This is a genomic window from Paraburkholderia sediminicola, from assembly GCF_046026895.1.
In the GTDB taxonomy this organism is placed as follows: domain Bacteria; phylum Pseudomonadota; class Gammaproteobacteria; order Burkholderiales; family Burkholderiaceae; genus Paraburkholderia; species Paraburkholderia sediminicola_C.
This window is the reverse complement of the sequence record NZ_JAQQEU010000206.1, coordinates 1-1,760: the sequence shown is the minus strand read 5'-3', so window position 1 is coordinate 1,760 and position 1,760 is coordinate 1. Positions and strand designations below refer to the sequence as shown.

1 protein-coding gene is annotated in these 1,760 nt (G+C 62.9%); it reads right to left on the bottom strand.

Annotation, left to right across the window (positions count from 1 at the left end; genetic code table 11):
- Nucleotides 1–1,760: beta strand repeat-containing protein (locus PQR02_RS40295; RefSeq protein WP_408243364.1), on the bottom strand; the 1,760-nt coding region annotated here is incomplete at both ends.

Below are 1,760 nucleotides of genomic sequence, written 5' to 3'. Positions count from 1 at the left end.
TTACGGGGCCACCTACCGCGATACCATTCGCCGTGTATTGCTGCTCGATCAGATCGTAGCTACCGCTGTTGGCACCCGTGCGTGCATTGCTGTGATACACGACCATGTAGTTGCCGTTGCTCAGCGCGATCTCTGACGGCGCCTGGTTATCGATTCCGCTGGCCGTCGAAGCCGCTACGCCAACAGGTACGGTCTGGGGCTGCACGTCGATCGTCTGTGTCTGCAGTTGCACCTGACCGCCAGCGCCATCCGCTGCGTTCACCGCGGCCGATACCGTGTACGTGCCGGCGGACAGAGGGGTCTTGTAGCTCGCCCCCGGAATCACCCACCCACCGTTCGCACTGACCGCCACGTTGGTAAATGTATCCACCACTTTGCCGGTCGAATCGGTTACCGTGACCGTCAGCGTCTCGCCCGCGCCCATGTGCGCCGCCCCTGTGATGGCCGGGGTAGTCGACGTCTCGTAGGCATAGTCCGGCGAGTTCACGATCGTCCCCGCGCCGTCGACCGTGATCGTCGCTGTGGTCTGTACGCCCAAGTTTCCGCCAGCACTCACCACCACCGCACTCATGCTGTACGGCACATCCGTCGCGCCACCCACATTCATCGCGTTGGCCGCAGGCACGTGCAAGGTCCACGTCGTGCCGGACACGCTCAGGTTGCCGTCACCCGCTACGTACGTCACACCGTTGAGCGTGACCTGCAGCGTGTTTCCAGCGGGCAGCGCGCCAGTGAGCGCGCCACTGATAGTCGGCGTCGTGTCCGCTCCACTGTAGGCGTTAATCGAGACCGTGATAGCCGGCACCGACAAATCCACATGCACCGTGTAGGCATTCAACGCTGCACCCTGGTTGCCGGCCTCATCAATCACCTCTGCGGTATAGTTCACAGTCGTGCGGTCTGCCAGATTCCGCGTATCCGTGAACGTCCAGCTCGTGCCGCTTACCGTCGCGTTACCCAGGTAAACACCGCCGTCGTAGACCGCTACCGTCTCGTCGGCGTTCAGCGCCTGACTTACCTGCCCCTGCACCATCGGGCTTGCGCTGTTCGTGTAGCCGTTATTGGCCACCACAGTACCAGCTGGAACCAGCTGACTGCTGACCGTGTCGACCACACCGGTAATCGTTGTCGCTTCCACGGGTTGCGTGGTCTTTTCCGTCACCGTGTACGGATTGGAGACCGCGCCCGGGTTGCCCGCCGCATCAACCACTTCGGCCGTGTAGCTGTACGTCGTCCCGTTGACCAGACCCGAATCCACGTAGGTCCACGTCGTACCGGTCGTCGTCGCGTTGCCGAGATAGACACCGTTGCGGAATACCTCGACCACGTCGCCGTCGCTGGCGTTCAGGCCCGAGCTGATCGTCCCGCTCACAGTCACCGCCTGATTGGCAGTCTCCCCGCCGTTTGGCACCACGCCCGTATGCGGAGCAGTTGTGTCGCCGTCGTTGATCGACGCGATTGTCGTGGCCTGCTGTGGCGCAGCGGTATCCGCGACGAAGATGCCTGCCGCCGCGCTGGTCTGACCGTTGAATGTGTCCGTCACGCTGATCGTTCCGGACGGCTGTGTGGTCGTAGACGTGACCGAATAGTGGCCCGAACTGTCCACCGTGGCGCTACCCGTCGTGCCGTCTGCGTACGTCACGGTCACCGTGCTGCCCACGATCCCCGTACCGGACACCGTTACCGTGCCCGACGGCGTGTTTTGCGCGGCTGTCACTGTCGGAGAAGTTGGGACCGTGGTATCCGCGTAGCTTTGCATC